The organism is Gilliamella sp. B3801, from assembly GCF_026536645.1.
GTDB classification, from domain to species: domain Bacteria; phylum Pseudomonadota; class Gammaproteobacteria; order Enterobacterales; family Orbaceae; genus Gilliamella; species Gilliamella apicola_I.
In genome coordinates, this window is the sequence record NZ_JAFNNR010000009.1 from 41,509 (window position 1) to 64,635 (window position 23,127).

Below are 23,127 nucleotides of genomic sequence, written 5' to 3' on the forward strand. Positions count from 1 at the left end.
GAGGTTATTATGAGTGATTCTAAAGATTCAAGTTTGCTCGGTATCAAAGACATTGTATTTATGAATGTCATTGCGATACTGAGTTTACGACAAATTCCTAACGTTGCTCCTTATGGCGCATCAGCAATGGTGCTTTGGCTCATTGCGGCATTTTGTTTGTTTTTTCCATTAGCCATGGTGTGTGGTGAACTTTCAACAGGTTGGCCAAAAGATGGCGGGATATTTGTTTGGGTTAAAGAGGCATTTGGTAAGCGTATCGCTTGGATTGTAGTGGTTTGTTTTTTATTTTCCTGTGTACTCTTCTTCCCATTGATGTTGCAATTTGGTTTTACTGCTATTGGTTATATGTTTAGTCCCGAATTAGCCCAAAATGAAGTATTTATTGGGGTGGGATCCATGGTGGTCTTCTGGATTTTAACACTGATGAATATTCGGGGATTAAAATGGACTAAGATTATTAATAGCGTGAGTGCTTGGCTTGGTGTATTTATCCCCGCAGCGATTATTGTCTTACTCGCGATTGTTTGGTTATTGACTGGTCATCCAATGGCAACCGATTATACGCATTTAAGTGATTGGATTCCTGATTTAGGCAGTTGGGATACGATTGTGTTTTTATCCAGTATGATGTTTGCGTTTGCTGGGCTTGAAGTGGCACCAATGATTGCCGGGCGTACACGTGATCCACAACGTGATTTTCCAAAAGCGATGGCTGTGTCAGCAATTGTTATTGTTGGTATTTATATGATTGGCTCTTGGGCTATCAATACATTATTACCAGCCGAAGATACTGATATTGTTGCTGGCGTTATGCAAGCGATGCAATCTGCTGCCAATGTATTACATATGCCTTGGTTGTTACCTGTTATGGCAATATGTTTATTCTTTGGTGCTTTAGGACAAATTAACTCATGGTTAGTTGGGCCGATCTATATGCTACAAGAAGCCTCTAAAGAGGATAATTTGTTGGGTGAGCGTGTAGGTCGTTTACATCCGGTTTATCAAACACCGACATTTGCACTGGTTGTTCAAGCAATCATCGTTACTGTACTTTGCTTCTCAACATTTGTATCACCAAGTATTGCTGCAGCTTATTGGATGTTGACGGCGTTGACAACAATTTGCTATTTCATTCCTTACTTAGTGATGTTTATCGCTTACTATCGACTACGAGTGACTCAACCTGATGTACCACGTAGCTTTAAAATTCCGGGTAAAGTGTTACCAGTGGTATTACCCGCTTTAGGGTTCTTATCTACACTATTTGCTGTGATTTTAGTCTTTATACCACCAGCTCAAATCGATATGGGTGGATATGTTGAGTATATTGCTAAGATAGTTGGTGGCGCTGTACTTGCGATCGTATTAGCAGAATGGATATATCATCGTGCTCAAAAACGCAATCGTTTGCTCGAACAGTAAGGTATAGAGGAGTAAAGCATGTACAAACCCATATTGGAAATTGATTTACGCAAATTAAAAGAAAATGCCCGTGTTGAGAAAGACATTTTAGCTAAACACGGCATTGAAGTCATGGCCGTCAATAAAGTATTTGATGGCTGCGTCGAAACAGCGAAAGCTGTATTAGAGGGTGGTATTGATGTTATTGCTGAATCAAGAACTTACAATTTAAAAAAACTCAAAGAGGCATTAAATTGTAAAACGTGTTTATTACGTAGTCCTTGTTTAAGTGAAATCAGCGACGTGGTGAAATATGCGGATATTAGCTTAAATAGTGAAAAACAAGTCATAACGGCTTTATCTGATGAGGCCGTTAAACAGCGAAAGATTCACCAAGTGTTGCTCATGGTGGATATGGGGGATTTACGAGAAGGTATCTGGTTTGAGCATCTTGATGAGATTATTGATACCGTCAATCTCATTCTTTCGTTACCGGGTGTTGAGCTTTATGGGCTTGGCACCAACTTTAACTGCTATGGAACCGTTTTGCCTACGGTTAAAAATGGTGTTGATTTTTTACACATAGCACGCAAAGTAGAGGAAACTTGTGGTATTAAAATCAAATACTTATCTGCCGGTAATTGTACCAGTTACCATTTGTTAGATAAAGGTGTTTGGCCTAAAGGATTGAATCACATCAGAATAGGTGGTTTACATGAGTTTGGTATTGAATATGTTGATATGAAATATCTGGATGAATTTCATCATTCCAATAAACCTGTCGATAAAGCATGTAGCGATATCTATAAGCTATACGCACAAATTATTGAACTCAATAGTAAGCCAACCGTGCCTGTAGGGGAGCTTGGAGTCGATGCCTTTTTAAATAGTAAAACCTTTGTCGATCATGGTACTCGTAAACGTGCACTACTTGCTTTTGGTCGTCAAGATGTGCCGGCTGAAAACTGTGTACCTATCGATGATAGTATTACGGTTTTGGGGCAAACCAGTGATCATACCATCGTTGATATTGAAGATGTGTTAGAAACATTGAAAGTAGGTGATATGATTGGTTTTGAACTCGATTACACAGCCTTACTTATGGCATGTCAAACGAATGGTGTAGAAAAACGGTTTATTTATTAATTCGTGTTAGCTGCTGGTTTCCAGCAGCTTTTTTACCTTACTAGGCGGTTTACATGGCAACATCTGAATATCAAGGAAGTTCCTATCCGAGTACCACTAGTTTAAAAAAGAATTTAAAAAATCGGCATCTGTTGATGATCTCTTTGGGTGGTTCGATTGGTACCGGATTATTTATTGGTATTGCAGCACCACTTAGCACGGTTGGTCCGCTGGGGACGATTATTGCTTATTTGATGGCTGGTTGTATTATGCTCTCCACTATGCTCTGTTTAGGTGAGCTTTCATGCGCATTTCCTCATGCCGGTTCTTTCCAGCACTATGCGTTAATGTTTATACCTAATCCCATTTGGAGCTATACTATAGGTTGGTTATATTGGTTAAGTTGGGTGCTGTCGATGGCGGCTGATTTAACGGCGGCATCAATTATTGCTCACCAATTTATCACTTCTATTCCTATTTATCTGTTTAGTCTAATTATTTTAATTATTTTAACCTTTGTACATCTCACATCGGTACGAGCTTACGGCGAAAGTGAATACTGGTTTTCAACAATAAAAGTTCTGGCAATTATTGCTTTTATTGGGACAGGTATTTACTTGCTATATCATCAATATGCTGACACCCATGTGCTACCAACATTGAAAACAGAAAACGGATGGTTTCCTAACGGTTTTTCAGCGATTTTTGTCTGTATGACGATTGTCACTTACTCTTTTCAAGGCGTTGAATTGATAGGAAGTGCAGCAGGGGAAGCCCAATCACCACAAACCGTTTTACCTAAAATAATTACAGGTGTCGCTTTTAGAATCATCCTATTTTATGTTTTAGCAATTGCAGTTTTGGCACTTGTTTATCCCTATGGTAATGCACAAGAAGAGATAAGCCCTTTTGTTTGGGTATTTACGCAAGCAGGCATCAATTTTGCATCTTATGTCATGTTATTTGTCATTTTTTGCGCCGCTATATCGGCAGCTAATTCTGCAATTTATGCCAGTTCTAGAATGTTATGGTCAATGTCTCAGGATAATTTAGCACCAAAATATTTTGCAGAGGTAAATAGGCGGGGTGTGCCAACCAAAGGAATATTGTTTATATCCATTATTGCGCTGGTATCATTATTTTCAAAGTACATTGCTGCGGAAAAACTTTATCTTTATTTGGTTGCAGCGACAGGGCAGGTTGGATGTTTTGCTTGGATTATTATCGCTTGGTGTCAATTTCAGTTTCGTCAAGGGGTCAATAAGGGGAAATATCCGCAAGAGACCATTAAATTTAAATCGCCATTTTATCCATGGCTTGCGATCATTTCGATGGTGATTAATACGATTATCATTATTGGAGTTTGGTTTGGTGAATCCGGTTATTTTATTTTTATATCGGAATTGGTATTAATTATGATTATTATCAGTTCGTATTTTTTCTTCAAAAAAAGAAAATTAATTATGCCCCATGCAAATGACTAAACTATTTGGTTAAATAAGGTTGGTGTAATCACTCACTATCGTAAACGTAGTAGTGATTACCGAGAAGATAACATCTGACCTTTGTCATTATCTAATATATTCAATGATCTGACTAATTAAGATTTAAAATTCCGGCGACGCCAGTAAATACGACTTGGGCAGCAATTGCTGAAATTAATAATCCGGTTAATTTTGATAAAATTGCAATTCCGGTATTTTTTAAAACTTTAGCGATGGTTTTAGAGCATAATAACATGGCATAAATACCACTTGATGCAATGAATAGTGATAACGCACCAATTAAATTTTGAATTAAACCATCTGAACTTGTCCCTAATACGATAATTGTACCAATTGATGCGGGGCCCATACAAAGCGGGATAGCCAAAGGGACAACACTAATATCATCATCGCTATTAATTTTATTTTTGTCAGGCGAATCGTTCATTAATGCCACTGCTGTTACAAAGAGTAATGCCCCCGATCCAATTCGAAATGCATCGAGAGTAAAGCCAAAAATACTAAACATCGCATTACCGAAAAAGAATAGCACAATGCCAATAATAAAAACGGCACAAGACGTTTTACGTGCGGTTTTTCGGCGTGCTTGTTCATCATACTGTTTTGTACCACTCAAAAATGCACTTAATACAGCAGGTGGTGTCATTAATGCAAATAATTTTATTGTTGTGGCAAGAATCTCAACAAGATAGTTAGCCATAATATTACCTTTTATTCGACCAAGATATTGCTTGAATTGTGTCAACGATAGCTGGTGGGAAAAAATATTGGTTACACATAAAAACGGTCACCTTAATGGTGACCATATTTAATTTAATCTATTTTAATCGTTTTTTATTGTTAATCAATAAAAACTAGTTTAGGCGCTCTTTAATACGAGCCGCTTTACCACGAAGTTCGCGTAAGTAGTAAAGTTTAGCTTGACGTACTTGACCACGACGTTTCACAGTAATTGAATCAACAATCGGTGAGTGAGTTTGGAATACTCTTTCAACACCTTCGCCATTCGAAATTTTACGTACTGTAAATGCAGAATGTAAACCACGATTGCGAATTGCAATAACCACACCTTCATATGCTTGAAGACGTTTTTTGTTACCTTCAACAACCCATACTTTTACTTCAACCGTATCACCCGGGCGAAAAGACGGGATGTCTTTTTTCATTTGTTCTTGTTCTAATTGCTGAATAATTGCATTTTTCATAATATTATCTCTTACTAGTTATACTGAAATCTTAATGGCTATGTTTATCCTGATATTCACGTTGAAACTCAGCGAGTAAACATTGCTCTTCATCAGTCAGAGCTAGATTTTCAAGAAGATCTTCTCTTCTTAACCAAGTTCGTCCAAGGGATTGTTTTAATCGCCAACGACGAATCGCTTCATGGTGACCAGACATTAACACGTCAGGCACCGCCATTCCATCTAACACCTCAGGTCTGGTATAGTGAGGACAATCAAGTAAACCGTTAGCAAAAGAGTCTTCTTCTGCTGATGATTCATGATTTAACACGCCGGGAATAAATCTTGCCAGTGCATCAATCATCGTCATTGCCGGTAATTCACCGCCACTCAATACGTAATCTCCAATTGACCATTCTTCGTCAATCTCGGTTTGGATCACGCGTTCATCAATACCTTCGTAACGTCCACAAATCAAAATTAATTTTTGATTTTGTGACAATTCGCAAACGCCTTGTTGGTTCAATTTGCGCCCTTGTGGGGAAAGATAGATTACTTTTGTATTGTCACCTGCCACAGCTTTCGCTGCATGAATTGCATCCCTAAGGGGTTGTACCATCATTAACATACCCGGCCCACCACCATAAGGTCTGTCATCGACAGTCTTATGCTTATCATGCGCAAAGTCGCGCGGATTCCAATAATTTACTGTTAACAGCCCATTTTTTACAGCTCGACCAGTTACGCCATAACAGGTAATGGCTTGAAACATTTCGGGAAAAAGGCTAATTACGCCAATCCACATAGTGTTACCTTACCAATTAAAAAGCAGGATCCCAATCGACCACAATCATTTTTGTTGTTAGATCAACTTGTTTAATAAATTGTTCTTCAACAAAAGGGATTAAACGTTCTGTTGCTCCAAATGCATCTTTTAGATTTGCTTTTACCACCAATACATCATTAGAGCCGGTCTCCATTAAATCAGTGACCTGACCTAAATCGTAACCGTTGACTGTTTTTACTCGGCACCCAATCAGATCTTTCCAATAAAAATCACCATGATTCAGTTCAGGCAAATTTTCAGCATCGACAAACACTTCAATGTTGGTTAATGCATTGGCTTGATCACGATCGTCAACACCTTTGAGTTTCACAATCATATCTTGATTATGGGGTTTAAAGCTTTCTACGATTACCTCTTGCCATTTTCCAGCTCGCTGGATATACCAAGGTGTGTAATCAAAAATACTATCTGGAAATTCTGTAAACGAAAAAATTCTGAGCCATCCACGAATGCCGTAGCTTGAACCAAGTTTACCAACAACAATGAAATTCTCAGTATTCATTTTACAGTGACTATCTATTACTTAATTAAGCAGCTTTTTGTGCTTGTTTGATCAATGAATTAACACGATCAGAAACAGTTGCACCTAAACCAACCCAATGATTTACGCGATCAAGATCTAAACGTAGTTCTTCTGCTTTACCTTGTGCAATTGGATTAAAGAAACCAATGCGTTCGATAAAACGACCATCACGTGGGTTACGGCTATCAGTGACAACTACTTGATAAAAAGGGCGCTTTTTAGAGCCACCACGAGCTAAACGAATAGTTACCATAACATCCTCTTAAATTAAAAAATAATCTTTTTCCTGCCCAACATGGACAGAATCAAAGCCCCAGAATTATACTCCTTCTGGCAAAAAGTGCAATGACTGATTATGATTGATAGAGACAAGATAGTATATAATAGATTCAATTAAAAAATGAATAGACAAAATAGTATTCATTATCCGTTGTCACCCTCACCATGAGTAACGCAGGATAATTTATAATATTAGGGATGATTTACATGCTTATCAGCATCGATTATTTTTGACTTGGTTTGCGAGTAAATGCTCGCTTTAAAACACCAAAAAAACCTAATGATTTTACCATTTTGTCACCACCAATATAAACTCGGATTGCTCTTAATACGTCTTTAGGATTTTTTGAGGCAAAGGTAAAGGAGCCATTTTGTTTTGTGTGGATAGTATAACGTGGTATCCATTTTCCCCCAAATAAGACGGATGCAGAAACATATTCGACTTCTTGCCATGGGATTTGGATGTATTTACGTGCATCTCGCTGATGATAAAATTCCAACGCTTTATTTCCAATCATAATTTGTCCATACTCGGTAAAAGCTGTAAATGCGGTAGCTTTAACGGTTAGGTCTATTTTGGAGTTTAATGATTGAACCATTTATATGACTTCCATATTAATACTAAAGTTAATTTATTGTTTTTTTATGATGTGAACAGCCAAAACCTTTGGACTCAATTATTCAAATATTTATTGATAAAAGATAAAAAAGCATAATTTAAACAGTAAATTATGCTTTTTATCGATTACTTAAAGTTTGAACTTATAGAAGACCAATCACATGTCCTACAATCCCGACAATAAAGAGTCCGAGGATTATTAAGATTGGTGATACTTTTTTACGTAATAACCACATGCATAAAAAGGTTAAAAGTAACGGAACCAGTCCTGGTATCAGTTGGTCTAAGTTATTTTGTAAGGTGGTGACCTTTTCTTCAGTAAGGGATAACCCTGCTTGCATTTGTTGTAATGCGGTTTGAATGCCTTCTGAACCAGTTGGTAAGTGATTCCAATCAATAAAAGTACCGTCGGCCATTTTAACTTTTGAAACGACTGGTTGGAAATTAATTGATACCCACCTTTGTACCAAGGCCGCCAGAATAAACATCCCTAAAATGGAAGCACCTTTGGTAATTTTTTGCAGTAAGCCACCCGATAAATTATCGGTAATTTTAGAACCTGTACGGTAACCAAACTCTTGGGTGTACCACATAAAACTCCAACGGATAATATTCCAAAGTAAAAAGAATAAAATTGGTCCCATAACACTGTGACTAAGTGCAAGTGATGCGCCAAGCGCACCAAGCATTGGTCTTACCGTAAACCAGAACACGGGATCACCAACTCCGGCTAAAGGTCCCATCATCCCAACTTTTACACCTTGGATGGCAACATCATCAACAGCAGCACCATTAGCACGTTCTTCTTCGAGAGCAAGCGTTACACCAAGAACTGGTGAAGCTAAATAAGGGTGAGTGTTAAAGAATTCTAAATGGCGTTTAAGTGCTGCTGAACGATCTTCTTTGGTGGTATAGAGTTTTTTTATTGCAGGGATCATTGAATAGACCCAACCACCATTTTGCATACGTTCATAATTCCAAGAACCTTGGAGAAAGGTTGAGCGCCAAGCAACCGCTAAACGATCTTTTTTGCTTAATTGAATTTTATCAGTCATTTTTTTACTCCAAGTACCTAGTAATCATTTAAAATATCGTCAAGTGGATCACCTTTGCTTCCACCATTTGATGAATTGCCACGTTCTGAAAGGCTAAGATAAATCATTGCTAATGCAATACCTAATGCACCTAACGCAATAAGGGTTAATTCTGAGATAGCCGCAACCACAAAACCGATGATGAAGAATGGCCAAACTTCACGATTTGCCATCATATTAATTACCATGGCATAACCCACAGCAACGACCATACCACCACCAATTGCCATACCTTTTGTTAACCATTCAGGCATAGATTCTAATACGCCTTTTACTGTTTCGGCTGGAATAAATAATAGCGCAGCTGCCGGAATGGCAATTCTTAAACCTTGTAAGCAGATACCTAATATTTGTAATAGTTCAATTTTACGGATATTACCTTCTTCTGCCGCTGCATCCATCATATGTACTAAAGGTACCGCAATGGTTCGGACAATCATTGTTAAAAATAATCCAGCAACCGCTAAAGGAATGGCAACAGCAATAGCTGTTGATACGCCTGCTTCACCTTGTCCACCTAAGACTAAAATGATGGACGAAGCCACAGAGGCTAAAGCGGCATCGGGTGCAACGGCGGCACCAATGTTAGCCCAACCTAAGGCTATCATTTGTAATGAGCCACCCAAATAAACACCCGCTTCAAGATTACCGGTCACCAAACCAATTAATGAACAGGCAACTAACGGTTGATGAAATTGAAACTGATCTAAAATACCTTCCATTCCTGCCAGAAAGGCAATAACTATCACTAAAATGATAGCAACAATTGATAATGTCATAATATAACCTCTTGTATAAGTCCTAATTCTTTTGTGCTGCTAATTCTTCTTTCGCTTTTTTCAACAATTCATCCATATTACTATTAGAATCATTAGGTACTTTGCGAACATCAAATTTAACGTGTTTTTCTTTTAATTTTTCAAATGTTTCTACATCATCCGCATTCATTGACAGCACTTTATTTACCATTACTTTACCGACAGAGTGCGCCATTGAGCCAATATTAAGGGTATCAATGTCGACCCCGCCTTCAATAGTTCGTAATACATCTTGTGGGTTTTCGAATAGTAATAATGCTTTAGTATTGCCAAATCGTGGATCGCGCGAAACTTCGATGATTTTTTTAATCGGCACGACATTTGCTTTTACCCCAGGAGGCGCGGCTTCTTCGATCAGTTTTTTTCTTAATTCATCTTTCGATACTGAATCCGATACCACGATGATACGATTAGGATTGGTTGATTTTGTCCAAGCGGTGGCGACTTGACCATGTAATAAACGAGAGTCAACCCGAGCCAAGACAATTTTCATTTTACCATCACCTAGAACGGTGCCTTCAGGTATGGTATTCGTTTGTTGAGTGGCAGTGGTGCTTGCAGCAGGTGCTTCAACTGTTGCTTTAATTCCTTCTTTCGCTGATTCTAAGATTGCGACGGCAATTTCTTTAGCTGTTTCCATTGAAAAACGAGATGAATAAGCTTCAATAAGCATCGGCAGATTTAAACCTGCAACAATTGCCCAATTAGGGTGTTCACCACATAGGTTATTGGCTTGATTAAATGGCGTGCCACCCCATAAATCAACTAAAAAAAGTACTTCATTTTGATCGTCGAATGTTGCTATTGCGGCTAACATTCGTTCTTTTAAACTCTCCGGGCTATCACTTGGATGCAAGGTTATAGCTTGCACGTTTTCTTGCTCTCCAAAAATCATTGACCCAGATTGTAGAATCCCTTCTGCAAACTCACCATGAGTTGCTAGAATAATTCCTACCATACAACTACCTCCCAATTTTTATATTATATTCATAATATAAATGTCATAAATTTTTATCAAAAATTGATATTAAAAATTAACTATAAATAATATAGTCTGTAACTTTAAACAGGGCTGAAATTCGTGATATTAACGAACCAATATAAGTTTTATCTCGAATAGAATTATTGAAATAAATCCCCATTTTGTAAATAGCTTTTTTGCTTAAATAACTTTTTAATGGTTTATAAATTTCAAAATTTTCAATAATGAGATATTCAAGATATTTTTTTGCTAATTATCTTATTTAATCTAAACGTTTTATCAAGAATACATCATTTTATCCATAATGACTTATTATGATATCTAAGATCTAGTTCATGACTAAACCACCGCCCATTTAATACTTCAGAAATAATAATCTTTTTGATTTCTTGTGTCACAGATTGGTCGTTATCCATTTCATCAAGAACATCACTATAAACCAAATTTTGTCTTCCCATATAAACTATAGCTTTTTCTTTGTCGGCATTGATATAGAGTAGTCCCTTATCCGCATTATTATTTGTTATTGACCAATTATTCCAATAAACTAAATCGTCACCATTAGGATCGCCGTTATAAATAAAATTATGAATATATTTTTTATAAATCTTACTGAGTTGTTTAGCGCCTTGAGTTTTATAGGCATTTGCTATTAACCCGTTATAATTTTCTGAATACGGATCCATCAGTGGTAAAAAAACACCATGAAAAGCACCATATAATCCCATTGGTAAGCCTACAACATTTTGATCTTCGCCATATTGTATTTCCATACCATAAATTTTTGCTTTATAAAAAGGTGCCATTTTTTGGGCTGAGTCTGAAACGTTAAATAAATCATATAATTTTCCGCCATATTTATTGGCGAATTGAAATGCTGTTAGTGTTTGTCCACTTGGTATACCATGATTGAAGGATGAGCTAAAATAAGCTGAAGATTTTGCGAATAATGAAAATTCACCCGTACCGGTCAGCATGATCAATGGCACAGAATGATATTGATGCGTATTAAACCCTTCTTTGGGGATCACATAGCCGTCGTTATATAAATGCGGAAAGACACTCATTCTGATTCCGGCATTATTCATCAGTGAAACCAATCTTTCAGAAGATAGGCTATACAAATATGCTTTGACATCGGGATGATTGGTTAACAGCCAATGATAAGCTTGTTCTTCAGTTGGCTTTATTTTATCTTCAACAGCAAGTGGGGCTATAGCTTTGGCAAAGACTTTAATGCTATCCTCTTTATTTGCAATGGTCATACCACCACTAAAAGAGATCGCTTTTTGAAATTTATCTTTAAAAATAGGTGAGATTAACATCGCCATCACATCTCGCCCACCCGCTGAAAAACCAGAGACAGTGATATTGTTAGGATTTCCGCCAAAATAGGTAATATTGTCTTTAATCCAATCCAATGATTTTGCCATATCCAATAACGCATAGTTTCCAGAATCTTCGAGTTTATCACCCGTTTGCAAGGCAGGAAGCGGATTAAATCCTAGTGGTCCCAAACGATAATTAATTGAGATAAAAATTGCATCCAGATCGGTTACCATGCCGTTGCCTGTCATCTCTTCTGCTTTTCCGATTTGGTTGTTTCCACCGTGAATATAAACGAGAACTGGTAAATTTTTTTTATTATTATTCGGTCGATATATATTGAGATTTAAACTATTATCTGAACCAATGATGTTATTTTCATTGAGCTGAAATGCGATAGGACTTACTTGAGTTGCATCAAATATACCTTCCCATGGTTCAGGGTCAATCGGTTTTTTCCATCTTAACTCCCCTGAGGGTGCTTTCGCATAAGGTATGCCTGTCCACACGAGAACGTTGTTGATGTTGTCGAGTTGACCTTTAACTAATCCAAATTGGGTTTTTATCAAAGTTGGATCCGAGATAGTGGATATCGTTGATAAATTGGAATTTGTTAAAAGCTGATGATTTTGACTATAGACAACAATTGGCGTTGATAGGATGAAAATACCAAGTATAGCGATATGAAATAGTGTTTTCCTCATACAATGTCCTTGTGTGTCTTTCAAAAATTGAATAAAAAATTAATATCAGAAATTAGCGAGAAGTGTATACATCCATGAAAGAAGTGATGAATTTACGCTTAATCTTACTAAATCATATTATTATAATTATCTCAGTGCACTGTTATGCCTGTAATATCCTGTTTAAATAAATGGTACAGTTTTTATATTTCTCTATTATGTAATAGATTGTCAATAATCCTAATTTGAAAATTAGACATAGATCATAAAAACAGACCATTTATGTTTATTTTTTCTATAATTATCTTATTAACTCGCCGATAGTGCTTTTCTGATAAAACCATTATTTTCTGATAATAATTTTTTTGCTTGATCAACATCAAAGTGACCGAGAATCATTAAAATAGCTGTTTTACAGTGTCTATCACTCTGCTTAAGCGCTAACATTGCCGTTTGTCGGTCACATTCAGTTGCTTGCATGACAATGGATATTTGTCGCTCAATTAATTTAGCATTAGTGGCTTCGACATCGACCATTAAATTACCGTAAACTTTACCAATTTTGATCATGCTAGCGGTGGTTAACATATTAAGGACAAGTTTTTGTGCTGTTCCGGCTTTCATTCTTGATGAACCCGTTATCACTTCAGCTCCTACAATTGGTGTGATGGCGACGTCTGCCAGATCAATCATAGGGGCATTGGGGTTACAGCATAAACTTATCACTGTTGCGCCAATTGATTTAGCAAATTGCATACCACCTATAACGTAGGGAGTGCGACCACTTGCGGCAATACCAACTAAAATATCATTGGCTGAAAAGTGAATATTTTTCAAATCAGTTATTGCTAATTCAGGATTATCTTCGGCATTTTCAACTGCTTTAAAAATTGCCGTTTGACCACCAGCAATCAATCCGATGACTTGTTGAGGAGGGGTGCCATAGGTGGGTGGGCATTCACTTGCATCTAAAATACCAAGCCGACCTGAAGTGCCGGCACCGAGATAAATTAAACGACCGTGATTTAAAAAAGTTTGACTAATCACATCCACTGCTTTAGCGATATTTGCTAACTCTTTTTCAACAGCAACGGCAACATGCTTATCTTCATTATTGATGATTTTGAGTATATCGATCGTCGAACAGCTATCAATTTTTTCGCTGTATGGATTACGACTTTCAGTTAACATTTTTGATAGATTTATTGGTTGCATACTTTTTTAATCCTAGCCACAGTAAAAAGATGACAATTGCAAATAAAGCGCCGAAACTAACGCCAATTGTTATTATCGAGATCTTAAAAGATACAGCAACAGTATAAAGACCCAACATAACCATCATTGTAGTATATTCACTTAAATTTTGTACGGAAATGACACTGCCTGCACCCACAAGATCTTTACCCGTTTTTTGAATTAATGCATTTAAGGGTACTAAAAAGAATCCGCCTAACGCACCAATAACAATTAATAATACATAACAAGCAATAAGGTTGCTTTGTAAAGTGAATGCGATAACGGCAATGCCCATCATAATACCTGCCGGAATGCAACGTAACGTATTATTGATTGAGATCAGTAAGCTGGCTAATCCTGCTCCAATAACAATGCCGATAGCAACGACTGCATTTAGATTTGTTGGTGTTGCGATATCAGTAATATTTAAAACAGCTGGTACCCAAAGGATTAATAAAAATCGTAAGGTAACTCCCGCCCCCCAGAATAGACTTGTGCCTAATAAAGTATATAAAACAAGTTTATTATTGAGAATAATGTGAACGGTTTTACTAAAATCTTTTATCATACCCTTTATATTCCATTGAATATCTTTTCTGGCAGCAGGGAGTTTAGGAATAAAAATATTAGCAATAACAGCAAAACCATACATTAATACACATGCAAGTAAGGACGCACTGACATTCATATCGGCAAGATGTCCGCCAGCAAGTGAACCCAGTAAAATAGCCGCAATAGTGGATGCTTCTATCAATCCATTCGCTTTGACTAAATTATTACCTGAAGTCAGTTCGCCTAAAATGCCATATTTAGCAGGCGAATAACCCGCTGCACCAACTCCTACTAAAAAATAGCCAATAAAAGGGTTGAAATTAAGACAGATACAGGCTGCGCCTAATAGCTTCATACCATTTGAAATCATCATGACTTTTCCTTTAGACATACAGTCTGCAAATTGACCAACAAAAGGAGAAAGGATGATAAAAGGAATCACAAAACCGATTTGTAGTGCTGACTCACTCCATTCTGGGTACTGAAGTTTTCTGATATAGGCAAGAATAGCAAAGAATATTGCATTATCTGCAAATGCCGAAAAGAATTGCGCCAGCATGGTTGCCACCATGCCTTTGCTTAATAGTGAATTGTGGTTCATGTGATATCCTTATGCTATTCGTCAGCCATTTTTCGAAGTGTGATAAAGTCTATTTTTCCTGTTCCAAGAAGTGGAAGTTCTTTAACAACACGAATATCACGAGGAACGGCTAAAGCAGGAATACCAAGTTCTTGTGCTGTTTGACTTAGTTGTTCACGATCTAACTTGGTTGAAGTTGTGAAAAGTACAATTGCTTCCCCTTTTGCTGCATCAGCTTTTACTGTTGCACCATGCATTGCATCGGGATCCACTTTTTTAGCGAGTGCCTCTACACTCTCTAAAGAGACCATTTCACCTGCTATTTTGGCAAATCGTTTTAGTCGTCCTTTAATGGTGATAAAACCTTCATCATCAATTGAAACTATATCACCGGTATCGTACCAACCCTGTTCAGCTTCACCGTTTTCATCTATGGCGACAGGTGGTTCAAGGGTGCCTGGATTTTCAACGCGCAAATAACCTTTCATCACGTTTGGCCCTTTAACTTGTAACTCTCCTCCCTCACTAATGCCAGGTATATGAATTAACCGTGAAGTCATCCCCGGCAATAAACGACCAACTGTGCCATTTTTAAATGCCATAGGTACATTGAGGGCAACGACCGGTGCACATTCGGTGACGCCATAACCTTCTAAAATACGAATGCCATATTTATCTTTCCATAGTTCTCGTACTGGTTCTGATAATTTTTCAGCGCCAGCTACCACATAACGTAAACGCATAAAATCAAATGGGTGGGCATAGCGAGCATAGTTAGCTAAAAAAGTTGGTGTACCAAATAGAACGGTACAATTTTGGTCATAAATAATTTCTGGTACCATTCGATAGTGTAAAGGGTTTGGATATAAAAATGTACGACTACCTGAAAAAAGCGGTAAAAACAAACCAGCTGTGATACCAAAAGCATGGAACAACGGTAACGCAGACATAAATCGATCGGCTGGAGTAGGATCAATGACCGATCGAATTTGTTCAACATTAGCAAGTAGACTACCATGCGTATGCACAACCCCTTTAGGGTTACCCTCAGAGCCTGATGTAAAAAGAACAAGTGCTTCATCATCACTCGTTTGATTACATTCAACAAAACGTGGAATATATTGATTCACTGCCACATAGAGCTTATCTTTTAAGGTCAAACTACTACGTAAATCTTCCAGAAAATACCACTTAATGCCTTTGATCTCATCTAAGAGATAATCGAGTTTACCTTTTTGAATAAATTTACGCGACGTGACAATGGATTTAATTTCGGCGGCAGTAATTGCACAGGTTAATCCCTTTGTACCAGCAGTATAATTAAGCATGGCAGGTACTCGGTTTTTCACTAATAAACCGAAAATAGTCGCAACGGTGATTGTGGCATTGGGGAGTAAAACACCCACTCGTTCTTTTTTCTCGGTAATTTTTTCGATAATGCAACTTACACCAATAATTTGCTTAAGTAAATTACGATAAGATAATTCGGACGTTGTCGGGTCTTGTACTGTTCTTGATTTTGTCCCGTAGCGAACTTGTGCTTCAAGTAATGCTTCAAATAGTGTTAATTTAGGACGGCTTGCTAGACGAGCATTCATCATGATTTGATGCAATTTTTCACCCGCTATATAGCGTTTGTCTTTTGCTTTAGGCACATTTGGCATTGGAATTGTGGTCGGTTCAAGTACATGAATCGTTATTTTCGGGAATAAGCGACGTTTAAACAGTCCTTTTAGGCGGCTAGTTAATGTGAACTCTGCTCCTTCAATCCAGACTGGTACAATCGTTGCTTTCGATCGAGCCGCTACAAAAGCCGCTCCATCATAAATTTTCATTAATGACCCTGTTACGGTGATTCTTCCTTCAGGGAATATGACTATCGGACGTCCTTTTTCAATTTCGCGTACTAAGCGTTTAATCGCCATAGGATTAATCGGATCCATCGGCACAAAATCCACGTACCGTTTTGCTAAACGAACTAACCAGTGATCAATATAACCTGAATAAATGGCAAACACGGGTCTAACAGGTAAGAAAACACCGATTAGAAGACCATCAAGAAAGGAAACATGGTTAGGAGTGATAAGCAATCTTTCTTGCTTTAAGTTTTTTAGGTTACCATAAATTTTGACATGAAAAAGAAACTTTAAAATAACCCTTAATATATTGAATAACATCTTAATTCTCAATTTCCGTGCAAAATTGCACCTTGTCATAATAGTGAAAATAGAGGAAATACACAAGATATGTTGTTTATTTTGAATTTATTATGAATAATCTGAACATGATTAATGATTTTCTTTGGTTAGTTATCTAAAAGTTAGACAATGCCTATAAAAAACGTAAAATAAATCATAAAAAAAGGTCTGGAGTGAAAATGTTAATTTTATCCGCAAATGATATTCAACATGTTTATAGTATGAAAGATGCCATTGAGGCAGATAAACAAGCTTTAAAAATCTATACCCAAGGAGATAGTGAAGTGCCTTTACGTATCAATTTTGATATGCAGAAAGGGCAAAGTTTATTTATGCCCGCGCATATAAAAGGTAAGGATATTGTTGGGATTAAAATTGTGTCTGTATTTCCGGATAATCCTAAATTGGGTAAACCCTCCGTACCAGCGCAAGTGATGATGTTAGATCCTTTAACTGGGGAAGTTTGTGCCATTTTAGATGGTACTTTTGTAACTCAACTTCGTACAGGGGCGGTACAAGGTGCGGCAACCGATCTTTTAGCAAGAAAAAATGCTCGACGAGCAGTATTAATAGGAACAGGGGGGCAGGCTGTATCACAATTAGAAGCCATGTTAACCGTTCGGGATCTGACTGATATAGCTATTTACGATATCGATGAACAAAAAGCGAAACAATTTACGGAAGCGATGAAAAAACACTTTTCACATTTTTCAGCCAATCTCTATTTTTCGCAAAATTTTGATGAAGACATTGGTCAAGCAGATATTATCACCTCAGTGACAACATCTAAAGTGGTCACATTTAATGGTGATATCGTTAAGCCTGGTACTCATATTAATGGTGTGGGTGCATATACCCCTGAAATGCATGAAATACCAAGTAATATTGTTGAAAAAGCGGACATTCGTGTACTTGATACTAAAGAGGGCGTTTTTGCCGAAGCAGGGGATATTATTGATCCAATTAACCAAAAACGTGTATCAAAAAATGATTTTTTTGAGTTGGGTGAATTAGTTACTGATTCGCAAAAATGTCGCCAAAACGATGAGCAAATCACATTATTTAAAACGGTGGGAACAGCCGTTCTCGATGTTTATGTTGGATATGATATTTATCTAAAAGCAAAAGAAAAGGGTATTGGAACAACTATATAACCTAAAGATTAGAAAGAATAGCTCATTTTAATTACAACGTTATTTAATAGCGTTAATACAAAGTGATGATATAACGGTATTAAAAATTAACTTTTTAGTTCTTCTTTCTGTGATCGTCCGAGTAAGGTCATTGCCGCTTGTTTAGGATCTTTATGCTCGTATAGTACTTTATAAATTTGTTCAGTGATTGGCATATCCACATGATATTGTTTTGCAAGTGTCCAAACTTCTTTAGTATTTTTAAATCCTTCGACAACTTGTGCGATAATATCTTGTGCTTCTTGAATAGATTTATTTTGTCCCAGCAAAATACCGAAACGTCGATTTCGTGATTGATTATCCGTACAGGTTAATACAAGATCACCAAGTCCAGCCATGCCCATAAACGTTGCAGGATCTGCACCAAGCGCTTCGCCCAATCGCATCATTTCAGCCAGTCCACGTGTGATTAACGCTGTCCTTGCATTCGCACCAAAACCCAGCCCATCAGACAATCCTGCTCCTATCGCAATCACATTTTTAATGGCGCCACCAAGTTGCACCCCAATAAAATCTTTACTGCTATAGACCCGAAAACTTTTACTACAATGAAATAAATTTTGTAACTCAGTTAAAAAATCATCATCCGTTGAAGCAACTGTTACCGCCGTTGGCAAACCTGAGGCAACTTCTTTAGCAAAAGTAGGGCCTGAAATGACAGCTAGGGGGATTTGATTGCCTAATATTTCTCTGGCGACATCTTGCAATAAACGTCCGGTATTGACCTCAAGTCCTTTGGTTGCCCAAACAATTTTACTATCTTTGCGTAAATAGGGTTTTATTTGCTTTAAAATAGTACCAAAAGCATGGCTAGGTACCACTATGAGTAAGATTGGTGACGCTGAAACAGCTGTTTGCAGATTACTTTCAATGTGCAGTAATTCAGGAAAAGGAATATCAGGCAAAAATTGTTTATTTTGCCTGTCATGCTGTAAAGCCATCATTTTGTGTGAATTATGTCCCCACAATAATGTTTGATGACCATTACGTGCAAGTAAAATAGCTAAAGAGGTTCCGTAAGAACCTGCACCGATTACTGTGACAACAGCATGTTTTTCCATAATTAACCGTTAGATTTATCGTTCTAGATTAAATCACAATGATTATTGTAATGTTTCTGTTGATTCTTCTTCAACTGATTGTTGTTGCTGTTGAAGATAGTTCATAAATAACACGTCAAAGTTAACCGGTTCTAAATTAACTGGTGGGAAAGAACCTTTAATGACTAAGTTAGAAATTGTTTCTCGTGCATACGGGAATAAAATATTTGGACAGTAAGCACCTAAACAGTGTTGTAACTGTGCATCATTGAATCCAACGAGTGAAAAAATACCTGCTTGCGTTACTTCACAAATATAGGCAACTTCGTCTTGTGATTTCATCGTTACTGTAATGCGTAATGCGACTTCATAAACATCATCATTTAAGGATTGAGATGATGAATTCAATTCAACATTCATGGCTGGTTGAAATTGTTTGGTAAAAACTTCAGGTACATTATTGGTTTCAAATGAAACATCTTTTGTATAAATACGTTGAATTGCAAATTGTGTTTCTGGTTGTTGTGTATTGTTTTGTTCTGTCATGATCTAACCTTATTTTAAATATAGTTTTATTTTCTAACTAATGGTAAATTTTCGCCATTCCATCCTGCAATGCCATCTTTTAATGCAAAAACATTCATGAAACCTTGTTTAACAAGTATTTCACCGATGCCGACTGATGACAGACCATTATCATCAATCAAGATAACAAAATTTTCCTTGTGTTTTTCAATAGAATTTGCACTCGCATTTTTGATATCAATGGGGAGTATATTCAGGGAATCGGTGATATGCCCCTTTTTGAAACTATCAGCTGATCGCAAATCAATGATTTTAGCATTCTGTTTATTAATCAGATTGATTGCTTGAGCATTATTAATGATTTTAACTTTTGATAACTTACTTTTGATGGTTAATACAATGATTGCAATAAAAAGTACAATCCAACCTAAAGAAAGTAAAATATGATTTTTAACAAAAGGTATAATTTCGAGTGTAATAAAGTCCATACTTTTATAATTACCTAGTTTTTCAATATAAGAAGAGATTATAGCGATATTATGCACTGAAATACAGTACCTATAAGAAAATCTTGTGTTCCCCTAATTATCGAGCGTTAAATTGAGAAGATTCTTATTGAGTTTTTGATTATTACAAGGATGATTGAATGCGTGAACGACATCTTTTTTTAGCAAAATAAATGTGCAACGCCTTTTATTGGTGCATTCTAAGTGTTTTTATGCATTATTTTGGTGCATCAATGCTATTTGTGTTACTATTTAACCCGTAAATTCACTAGAAAAACGTGACTGAAAACTTGGCATCATATTTGCATAAAAGAAAATAACTTGGCAAGAATGCCTTACGAACTGAACAATTATTTGTCCTCAACGGAGAAGATACATGTCTATACAAAAAGTATTAACACTAATTAAAGAAAATGATGTTAAATTTGTCGATTTGCGTTTTACTGATACCAAAGGTAAAGAGCAACACGTTACGATACCCGTTAGTCAAATTGATGCTGACTTTTTTGAAGACGGTAAAATGTTTGACGGTTCTTCAATTGCTGGTTGGAAAGGGATTAATGAATCGGATATGGTATTAATGCCTGATGCTTCAAGTGCCGTTATTGATCCATTTTTTGAAGATGTAACATTAAATCTCCGTTGTGATGTACTCGAACCCGCAACATTACAAGGTTATGATCGTGATCCACGTTCAATCGCAAAACGTGCTGAAGAGTTTTTAAAATCTTCAGGCATTGCTGATACCGTTATTTTTGGACCAGAACCCGAATTCTTTTTATTTGATGATGTTCGTTTTGGTTCACCGATGTCAGGTAGTTTTGTTCATATTGATGATATTGAAGCCGCTTGGAATTCAGGCACAAAATATGAAGAAGGTAACAAAGGTCATCGCCCAGGCGTAAAAGGCGGTTACTTCCCACTTCCTCCGGTTGATTCATCGCAAGATATCCGCTCAGAGATGTGTTTAATTATGGAACAACTTGGTTTAGTGGTTGAAGCTCATCACCATGAAGTGGCAACTGCAGGACAAAATGAAATTGCTTGTCGTTTCAATACATTAACTAAAAAAGCGGATGAAGTTCAGATTTATAAATATGTTGTTCAAAATGTAGCACATATTTATGGTAAAACAGCGACATTTATGCCGAAACCGATGTTTGGCGATAATGGTTCAGGCATGCACTGCCATCAATCTTTAGCTAAAGATGGAGTTAACTTATTTGCCGGTGATAAATATGCTGGGCTTTCTGAAATGGCATTATTCTATATTGGCGGTATTATTAAACATGCTAAAGCTATCAATGCATTTACTAATCCTGCAACTAACTCATATAAACGATTAGTACCGGGCTATGAAGCGCCTGTTATGCTTGCGTATTCTGCTCGTAACCGTTCTGCTTCAATTCGTATTCCGGTTGTGACTAGCCCGAAAGCACGCCGTATTGAAGTTCGTTTCCCTGATCCAGCAGGTAATCCATATTTATCATTTGCTGCGCAGTTAATGGCTGGTTTAGATGGTATTATTAACAAAATTCATCCTGGCGATGCAATGGATAAAAACTTATATGATTTACCACCGGAAGAATCTAAATTAATTCCACAAGTGGCAGGTTCACTTGAAGAAGCGCTTAATGCATTAGATGCTGATCGTGAATTCTTAACGCGTGGTAATGTCTTCACTAATGATACGATTGATGCGTATATTGATTTGAAACGTCAAGACGTTGATCGTGTACGTATGACACCACATCCAGTTGAATTTGAACTTTACTATAGTTTATAAATTTATCTAAAATTTAAACCGTTAATCCACCGTGTAAAGCGGTGGATTTTAATGAGGACGGAATACCGACGATGACATTTGATAGTGAATCTGATGCTGATCTTGTTCTCAACTCGATGATTACAAGTATTTTATTACTTGATAAAAATCTCAATATTGTTTACGCCAATACTGCTGCCCAGCAGCTATTAGCACAAAGCCCCAAAAAATTATTAGATAGTTATCTTCCTGATTTATTGAGTTACCATTCTTTAGATTTCGAGTTAATGCAAAGTTCATTATCCAAAAATCAAGGTTTTACGGATACTGAAGTGAATTTGGTGGTGAATAATGAATTGCATATCTTATCGTTAACGGCACAACCCTTAAGTAATGAACAGATCTTAATTGAAATGGCGCCTTTAAATAATCATAAACGGTTAAGCCAAGAACAGTTACAACAAGCTCAACAAAGTGCTGCTCGTGAACTTGTGCGAGGGCTAGCACATGAAATTAAAAACCCATTAGGTGGGCTTCGAGGTGCCGCACAATTATTATCACGAGAATTACCAAAAAATGAGTTGCAAGATTATACGCAAATTATTATTGAACAAGCAGATAGATTAAGAAATCTAGTAGATAGGTTATTAGGACCACAGCAACGCTTGCACCAAAAAGTACAAAATATTCATCAAGCGATTGAGCGAACTTATGCGTTATTATGCATCGAAAAACCATTAAATGTGACTATTTTACGGGATTATGATCCCAGTTTGCCAGAATTTATCCATGATTCAGAGCAGATCGAACAAGTTATTTTAAATATTGTGCGAAATGCTTTACAGGCTATTGGTACGAAAACAGGTACGATAACAATCAGAACGAGAACTGCCTTTCAAATTACATTGCATGGACAACGTTATCGACTATGTGCACGTATTGATATTGAAGATAATGGACCGGGGGTACCTGTTCATATTCAAGATACACTTTTTTATCCTATGGTAAGCGGTTATGAAGGTGGGACAGGAATCGGTCTTTCTATTGCACATAATATTGTTGATCAACATCATGGTAAAATTGAATTTAATAGTTGGCCTGGACACACTGAATTTTCAGTCTATTTGCCAATCAAACAATGAGGTA

At 36.9% G+C, this 23,127-nt stretch carries 22 protein-coding genes; 6 read left to right on the forward strand and 16 right to left on the reverse strand.

The window, feature by feature from the left end; genetic code table 11:
* Positions 1 to 9: 9 nt before the first annotated feature.
* From J3U14_RS08880 to J3U14_RS08890, 3 genes are read left to right on the forward strand one after another with little or no spacing between them, the layout of a single operon-like run.
* Positions 10 to 1,422 carry an APC family permease gene (locus J3U14_RS08880; RefSeq protein WP_065559712.1) on the forward strand — a complete coding sequence of 471 codons (1,413 nt, stop codon included), beginning with the start codon at positions 10 to 12 and terminating at the stop codon, positions 1,420 to 1,422.
* Positions 1,423 to 1,440: 18 nt separating this feature from the next.
* Complete coding sequence (locus tag J3U14_RS08885; RefSeq protein ID WP_267352017.1) at positions 1,441 to 2,547, forward strand: alanine/ornithine racemase family PLP-dependent enzyme; 1,107 nt, start codon at positions 1,441 to 1,443, stop codon at positions 2,545 to 2,547.
* A gap of 53 nt (positions 2,548 to 2,600) precedes the next feature.
* Complete coding sequence (locus J3U14_RS08890; protein ID WP_267352015.1) at positions 2,601 to 4,010, forward strand: amino acid permease; 1,410 nt, start codon at positions 2,601 to 2,603, stop codon at positions 4,008 to 4,010.
* A gap of 112 nt (positions 4,011 to 4,122) precedes the next feature.
* Here the strand turns inward: J3U14_RS08890 and J3U14_RS08895 are convergent, their stop codons facing one another.
* The 13 genes from J3U14_RS08895 to aas form a co-directional block, all read right to left on the reverse strand.
* Positions 4,123 to 4,731: a MarC family protein gene (locus J3U14_RS08895; RefSeq protein ID WP_267352013.1), complete on the reverse strand. Its 609-nt coding sequence runs from the start codon at positions 4,729 to 4,731 to the stop codon at positions 4,123 to 4,125.
* A 154-nt stretch (positions 4,732 to 4,885) separates the two neighbouring features.
* Positions 4,886 to 5,236 carry a 50S ribosomal protein L19 gene (rplS, locus tag J3U14_RS08900; RefSeq protein ID WP_034900792.1) on the reverse strand — a complete coding sequence of 117 codons (351 nt, stop codon included), beginning with the start codon at positions 5,234 to 5,236 and terminating at the stop codon, positions 4,886 to 4,888.
* Positions 5,237 to 5,267: 31 nt separating this feature from the next.
* Positions 5,268 to 6,020, reverse strand: a complete 753-nt coding sequence (gene trmD / locus J3U14_RS08905) for a tRNA (guanosine(37)-N1)-methyltransferase TrmD (protein WP_220215872.1) — start codon at positions 6,018 to 6,020, stop codon at positions 5,268 to 5,270.
* Positions 6,021 to 6,036: 16 nt separating this feature from the next.
* On the reverse strand, positions 6,037 to 6,564 hold the full coding sequence (rimM, locus tag J3U14_RS08910) for a ribosome maturation factor RimM (RefSeq protein ID WP_220215871.1): 528 nt from the start codon (positions 6,562 to 6,564) through the stop codon (positions 6,037 to 6,039).
* Between the two features lie 25 nt (positions 6,565 to 6,589).
* Positions 6,590 to 6,838, reverse strand: coding sequence for a 30S ribosomal protein S16 (rpsP, locus tag J3U14_RS08915; protein ID WP_065559705.1), 249 nt, complete (start codon positions 6,836 to 6,838; stop codon positions 6,590 to 6,592).
* Positions 6,839 to 7,088: 250 nt separating this feature from the next.
* Complete coding sequence (locus J3U14_RS08920; protein WP_220215870.1) at positions 7,089 to 7,463, reverse strand: DUF956 family protein; 375 nt, start codon at positions 7,461 to 7,463, stop codon at positions 7,089 to 7,091.
* Between the two features lie 163 nt (positions 7,464 to 7,626).
* Entirely contained in the window at positions 7,627 to 8,538 is a 912-nt protein-coding gene (locus tag J3U14_RS08925) for a PTS system mannose/fructose/sorbose family transporter subunit IID (RefSeq protein ID WP_267352008.1), read from the reverse strand.
* Positions 8,539 to 8,555: 17 nt separating this feature from the next.
* Positions 8,556 to 9,356, reverse strand: coding sequence for a PTS mannose/fructose/sorbose transporter subunit IIC (locus J3U14_RS08930; protein WP_220215868.1), 801 nt, complete (start codon positions 9,354 to 9,356; stop codon positions 8,556 to 8,558).
* Between the two features lie 22 nt (positions 9,357 to 9,378).
* Positions 9,379 to 10,353 (reverse strand): mannose/fructose/sorbose PTS transporter subunit IIA, encoded by a 975-nt coding sequence (locus J3U14_RS08935; protein ID WP_267352006.1) that lies wholly within the window; start codon positions 10,351 to 10,353, stop codon positions 9,379 to 9,381.
* Positions 10,354 to 10,667: 314 nt separating this feature from the next.
* A complete protein-coding gene (locus J3U14_RS08940) occupies positions 10,668 to 12,407 on the reverse strand; it encodes a carboxylesterase family protein (protein WP_267352005.1) in 1,740 nt (579 codons plus the stop codon).
* Between the two features lie 288 nt (positions 12,408 to 12,695).
* Positions 12,696 to 13,601 carry an N-acetylmuramic acid 6-phosphate etherase gene (gene murQ, locus J3U14_RS08945; protein WP_267352003.1) on the reverse strand — a complete coding sequence of 302 codons (906 nt, stop codon included), beginning with the start codon at positions 13,599 to 13,601 and terminating at the stop codon, positions 12,696 to 12,698.
* Positions 13,567 to 14,775, reverse strand: a complete 1,209-nt coding sequence (gene lplT / locus J3U14_RS08950) for a lysophospholipid transporter LplT (RefSeq protein ID WP_267352001.1) — start codon at positions 14,773 to 14,775, stop codon at positions 13,567 to 13,569. Before lplT ends, murQ begins: the two co-directional genes overlap by 35 nt.
* A gap of 14 nt (positions 14,776 to 14,789) precedes the next feature.
* A complete protein-coding gene (gene aas, locus J3U14_RS08955) occupies positions 14,790 to 16,931 on the reverse strand; it encodes a bifunctional acyl-ACP--phospholipid O-acyltransferase/long-chain-fatty-acid--ACP ligase (RefSeq protein WP_267351999.1) in 2,142 nt (713 codons plus the stop codon).
* A 200-nt stretch (positions 16,932 to 17,131) separates the two neighbouring features.
* On the opposite strand from aas, the gene J3U14_RS08960 reads away from it, so the two are divergent.
* Positions 17,132 to 18,106 (forward strand): hypothetical protein, encoded by a 975-nt coding sequence (locus tag J3U14_RS08960; protein WP_267351997.1) that lies wholly within the window; start codon positions 17,132 to 17,134, stop codon positions 18,104 to 18,106.
* A gap of 86 nt (positions 18,107 to 18,192) precedes the next feature.
* On the opposite strand, the gene gpsA is transcribed toward J3U14_RS08960, so the two are convergent.
* Genes gpsA through J3U14_RS08975 form a run of 3 tightly spaced genes read right to left on the reverse strand, consistent with a single transcriptional unit; the run spans position 18,193 to position 20,198 of the window.
* Positions 18,193 to 19,209: an NAD(P)H-dependent glycerol-3-phosphate dehydrogenase gene (gpsA, locus tag J3U14_RS08965; protein WP_416380163.1), complete on the reverse strand. Its 1,017-nt coding sequence runs from the start codon at positions 19,207 to 19,209 to the stop codon at positions 18,193 to 18,195.
* Positions 19,210 to 19,248: 39 nt separating this feature from the next.
* Positions 19,249 to 19,731: a protein-export chaperone SecB gene (gene secB / locus J3U14_RS08970; protein ID WP_065559694.1), complete on the reverse strand. Its 483-nt coding sequence runs from the start codon at positions 19,729 to 19,731 to the stop codon at positions 19,249 to 19,251.
* 26 nt (positions 19,732 to 19,757) lie between these two features.
* On the reverse strand, positions 19,758 to 20,198 hold the full coding sequence (locus J3U14_RS08975) for a rhodanese-like domain-containing protein (RefSeq protein ID WP_416380162.1): 441 nt from the start codon (positions 20,196 to 20,198) through the stop codon (positions 19,758 to 19,760).
* A gap of 394 nt (positions 20,199 to 20,592) precedes the next feature.
* Between J3U14_RS08975 and glnA the strand changes: the two genes are divergently transcribed.
* Positions 20,593 to 22,002 (forward strand): glutamate--ammonia ligase, encoded by a 1,410-nt coding sequence (gene glnA / locus J3U14_RS08980; RefSeq protein ID WP_065559692.1) that lies wholly within the window; start codon positions 20,593 to 20,595, stop codon positions 22,000 to 22,002.
* Positions 22,003 to 22,073: 71 nt separating this feature from the next.
* Positions 22,074 to 23,123 carry a nitrogen regulation protein NR(II) gene (glnL, locus tag J3U14_RS08985; protein WP_220215858.1) on the forward strand — a complete coding sequence of 350 codons (1,050 nt, stop codon included), beginning with the start codon at positions 22,074 to 22,076 and terminating at the stop codon, positions 23,121 to 23,123.
* The last annotated feature ends 4 nt before the right edge of the window (positions 23,124 to 23,127 follow it).